This is a genomic window from Paraburkholderia sp. CNPSo 3076, from assembly GCF_026343935.1.
In the GTDB taxonomy this organism is placed as follows: domain Bacteria; phylum Pseudomonadota; class Gammaproteobacteria; order Burkholderiales; family Burkholderiaceae; genus Paraburkholderia; species Paraburkholderia nodosa.
Window position 1 is genome coordinate 1 of record NZ_JAPMAL010000103.1, and the last position, 4,024, is coordinate 4,024.

3 protein-coding genes and 2 pseudogenes are annotated in these 4,024 nt (G+C 64.1%); all 5 read right to left on the reverse strand.

Annotated elements, in window-relative coordinates; all coding sequences use genetic code 11:
- The coding region (locus tag M3A49_RS42115) for an ATP-binding protein (RefSeq protein WP_266233966.1) at positions 1–433 on the reverse strand (433 nt) is incomplete at its 3' end.
- Positions 430–1,212 (reverse strand): annotated as a pseudogene (locus M3A49_RS42120) (Mu transposase domain-containing protein); the annotation flags it as partial. The pseudogene M3A49_RS42120 and the gene M3A49_RS42115, both read right to left, overlap by 4 nt.
- 307 nt (positions 1,213–1,519) lie before the next feature.
- Positions 1,520–2,740: an IS91 family transposase gene (locus M3A49_RS42125; protein WP_266233967.1), complete on the reverse strand. Its 1,221-nt coding sequence runs from the start codon at positions 2,738–2,740 to the stop codon at positions 1,520–1,522.
- A gap of 8 nt (positions 2,741–2,748) precedes the next feature.
- Positions 2,749–3,627 carry a tyrosine-type recombinase/integrase gene (locus tag M3A49_RS42130; RefSeq protein ID WP_254316874.1) on the reverse strand — a complete coding sequence of 293 codons (879 nt, stop codon included), beginning with the start codon at positions 3,625–3,627 and terminating at the stop codon, positions 2,749–2,751.
- A gap of 194 nt (positions 3,628–3,821) precedes the next feature.
- Positions 3,822–4,024 (reverse strand): annotated as a pseudogene (locus tag M3A49_RS42135) (integrase); the annotation flags it as partial.

A 4,024-nucleotide genomic window follows, 5' to 3' on the forward strand; every position in this document is an offset into this window, starting at 1 on the left:
CGAGCTCGCTGGTGCGCGTGAACAGCACGCGGTAGCCGGCATCGATCAGGGCGTGTCCGATGGCCGAACCCAGATGACTTTTCCCGACTCCAGGTGGGCCGAACAGGAGGACCGTGGCGCCTTTCTCCAGCCATGACTCGCCGGTGGCCAGCGCCGTCACATGAGCCTTCGAGACCATTGGCACAGCGCTGAAGTCGAAGGTGGCGAGCGTCTTGGTCGGATCCAGATGCGACTCGGTCCGATGCCGCTCGATGCGTCGTTTGGCACGCTCAGCCAGTTCGTGCTCAAGCAGTGCGCCAAGCAGTCGCGTGGCCTGCCAGCCTTCCTTGTCCGAACGCTCGGCGAACTCGGGCCACAACCTGCCGATCGTTGGCAAACGCAGCTCGTTGAGCATCAGGGCCAGGCGGCCACCATCATGTGCGGGCGCGTTCATGCTGCCACCTCCTCGAGCAGTTCGTCATAGACGGCAACGGGCGGCATCTGGACCTCCACTTCCGGACACGCGGCCTCACGGGGAGCGTACTGCTCACGCAGCGCCTTGAGATCGGGCAGCTTGCCGGCTTCCAGCAACACGTCAAGCTGTCCGGCCAGTGCGGCCTCCACGCCGTGCAGGCCGGCGAGTTCAAGCAGGCCAACCATCGTCTTGCATGCTTCGCGTTGCGACAGGCGGGCATCGAGTTGTTCCCAGGTCCGGCGGTAGGCCTCGCGCGGGAACAGTGCATCACGAAACGCGAGCCCCTTGAATGCCTGCGGTTTGCGCTTCAGGGAGCCAATGAAGTGGCGGTAGTCAAGCGCGTGACGGTTGTCGTGCGCACGGGAGCCCCGTGCGGTGCTGTGCACCAGCACGCCGGACAGGTAACAGTCGAGCCGGTCGCCGTAGACGCGCACCTTCAGCCGGTGGCCAATCAGGCGCGACGGCGCACTGTAGAGGATGCCCCGCACCGTGAACGTGCTGCAACGGGTCACAGGAGCCTCCTCCTCGACGAAGTCGGTGGTACGGTACTCCGGCAGATCCTGAAGCTGCTGGCGCTCGATACGGAACGCAGCGGCGTTGCGCCGGTTTCGACGCATCACCTGCTCGCGGATGAATTCATCGTAGGCGGCACGATCAGCGAAGTCGCGATGGCCACGCAGCATCAAGGCCTGATCGACCGCGTCCTTCAGATACCGGTGCGAGGATTCGACACTCCCGTTCTCGTGATTATGGCCTCGAGGCCATAAAGCAGAGATTTTTTTGGTTGGCGATCGCGGCCACTGATACGTGAACAGGCCGATCGGGACCAGTCCGCGATCGGTAATCAAAAAAATGTTTGTGCTAAACCGCTCCGCAAGCGCTGGCGTTTATGGGCATTGAATGATCGTCGCGGTGATTTGTGATGCCAGGCGCACGGGGTGGTGCGCGCCAGAAGCGGGCGGTTGGCCGGGCCCGTCGCGCGAAGACAGTGGAAATGCGGACGCAAATGGGTAAGGAATGCTGAGTTTCGCGGCATTGTGAGGGTGCGACGACGCCATGGCCCGGTCAGTGCACATGGGCCGGATCGGGAGGCGCCCGCGCGAGGATGCCAGACTTGTGGCCAGGCAGCGCGCCTTCGATGCGGACCATGTGGCCCTTGCCGCATACGGGGCAATGGCGCAGTGACCTGCCGGTGAGCCGCTGGTAACGGTCACGGTAGTCTTCCTTGATGGCAGGTGATGCAGCGGCGGGAGGCTCGACGCCGAGCAGTCGCCGGCAGGTGGCCAGGCGCGCTGCTCGATGACAGTTGGCAAGCCACCCGTAGCTGCGGATGCGCTTGAAGCCGACGGGCAGCACGTGCAGCAGGAAGCGGCGCATGAACTCGTCGGCCGTCAGGGTCATGGTCCTGTGGCGTGCGTGGTGACGGTAGTCCTTCCACTGGAACAACACCGAATCGCCATCAAAGCGCAGCAACCGGTTATTCGAGATGGCAACGCGATGCGTGTAGCGGCCCAGGTAATCGAGCACCTGTGCCGCGCCGCCAAACGGTGGTTTAGCGTAGACGACCCACTCCGCGTGAGCGGCGGGCGCGAGCCAGGCGGCGAACGCTCGCGGGTCACGCAACGGCTCGAGCTGGCCATGGAAGCGCAGCGCGCCGGCGTCGAACGCGCGGCGCAGCTGGTCGAGAAAGAGCCGCCGGAAGAGCCGCGAGAGCACCCGTACGGGCAGGAAGAAGCCTGGCCGGCAGGCGAGCCAGCGTTCGCCGTCCGGGGCGATGCCGCCGCCCGGTACCACGCAGTGCACGTGCGGATGGTGCAGCAGATTCTGCCCCCACGTGTGCAGGACCGTGATGAAGCCGATCTCCGCGCCCAGGTGTTTCGGATCGGCGGCGATCGTGCGCAGCGTCTCGGCGCTGGTGCGAAACAGCAGATCGTAGAGGGTCTTCTTGTTCTGGTACGCGAGCGCGGCGATGGGCTCGGGGAGTGTGAAGACGACGTGGAAGTATTCGATTGAGGGGAGCAGCTCGGCGCGCCGGCGTTCGAGCCATTGCGCGCGGGCGAGCGACTGGCACTTCGGACAGCACCGATGCCGGCATGAGTCGTAGGCAATGCGCTGATGGCCGCACGTATCGCACTGCTCGACATGTCCGCCGAGCGCGGCGGTGCGGCACAGCTCGATGGCGCTCATCGCGCGCCGCTGGGCGCGACTGAGGGCATCGGCATGGGTCTGCCGGTACCGTTCGCCGCAGCGGCGGAAGATGTCCGCCACCTCGAGCGCCGGTCGCATCGCCGGCTTCAGAAGTATGCGGGCGGTGTGGGCTCAGGCGGGATGGGTGCAGGGTGCGGCAGCAGATCGAAGGGACTGGTGGTGGCACATACAGTGCTCGTCGCCAGCTTGAGATACCGTGCCGTGGTCGCCATGCTGCGATGTCCCATCAGCAGCTGGATCCGGCGTACATCGGCGCCGGTTTCCAGCAGGTGCGTGGCGAACGCGTGCCGCAGCGAATGGGGTGTCACGGGTTTGGTGATGCCGCTGCGCTTACGTGCAAGCGCGCATGCCTGGCCCACGGCATGGCGGCTGATGGGCCGTCCGGGAATGTTGCCCGGAAACAGCCACTCCCGCGGGTGAGCGTCCTGCCAGTACAGTCTCAGGATCTCGAGCAGCCGTGGCGAGAGCATTACATAGCGGTCCTTACGGCCTTTACCCTGGCGGACACGGATCATCATCCGCTGGCTGTCGATATCGGTGACCTTCAGGTGGACGACTTCCGACATCCGCAGGCCGGCCGCGTAGGCCGTCATCAGGATGGTGCGCTGCTTCAGGCTGGGAATGGACTCGAAGAAACGCGTCACTTCCTCGAAGCTCAGGATGACGGGCAGCTTCAAGGGCCGTTTGGGCAACGGGAAATCCTCGTCACTCCAGTTCCGCCTGAGCGTGATGCGGTACAGGAAGCGCAGCGCGCCCACGGCAAGTTGGACACTGGCCGGCGCGAGCTTGCGTTCGTTGGTCAGGTGGATGATCCAGGCACGGATCTCTTCGGGGCCGAGCACCTCGGGTGAGCGCCGGAAGTGCCGGGCGAAACTGGAGACTTGCAGCAGATAGGTCTTCTGGGTGTTGTCTGCAAGGTTGCGGATCTGCATGTCGTGCAGCATGCGTTGGCGCAGCGGAGTCATGACGAACCTCCTAGAAACAGTAGGTGGAATGCCCAACCGGGCGTCCACATACTGCTCCTGGCGACACCGCTCACCACCTCGCTGGGGCTCAGCGCCAGACAACCCTCCTCATGAAGCGTCAGCCATAGACCTGTGCCCACCTCCCCCTACCGCTTCAGCGGTTTAGTACAAAGCGAACAGCACATATTATTCGGTTACAAGGTGCGGAGGAAGGTCATCAGGTCGGGCTGATCCCGCCATTGCTTTTGTCCTTCGGCACCGCCTTCCACTTCGCATGTCGCTAGCGCCCGCGCCTTTGTTTCCAGATTGATCTCGGCGTAGATATTGGTCGTCTCCAACGAAACGTGCCCAAGCCAGCCGCGTATCGTATTGATGTCGACACCGGCCTGGAGTAGTA

Coding starts and splice junctions, on each gene's coding strand:
- M3A49_RS42130 (WP_254316874.1), bottom strand. CDS start 3,627: ATGACTCCGCTGCGCCAACGCATGCTGCACGACATGCAGATCCGCAAC.
- M3A49_RS42125 (WP_266233967.1), bottom strand. CDS start 2,740: ATGCGACCGGCGCTCGAGGTGGCGGACATCTTCCGCCGCTGCGGCGAA.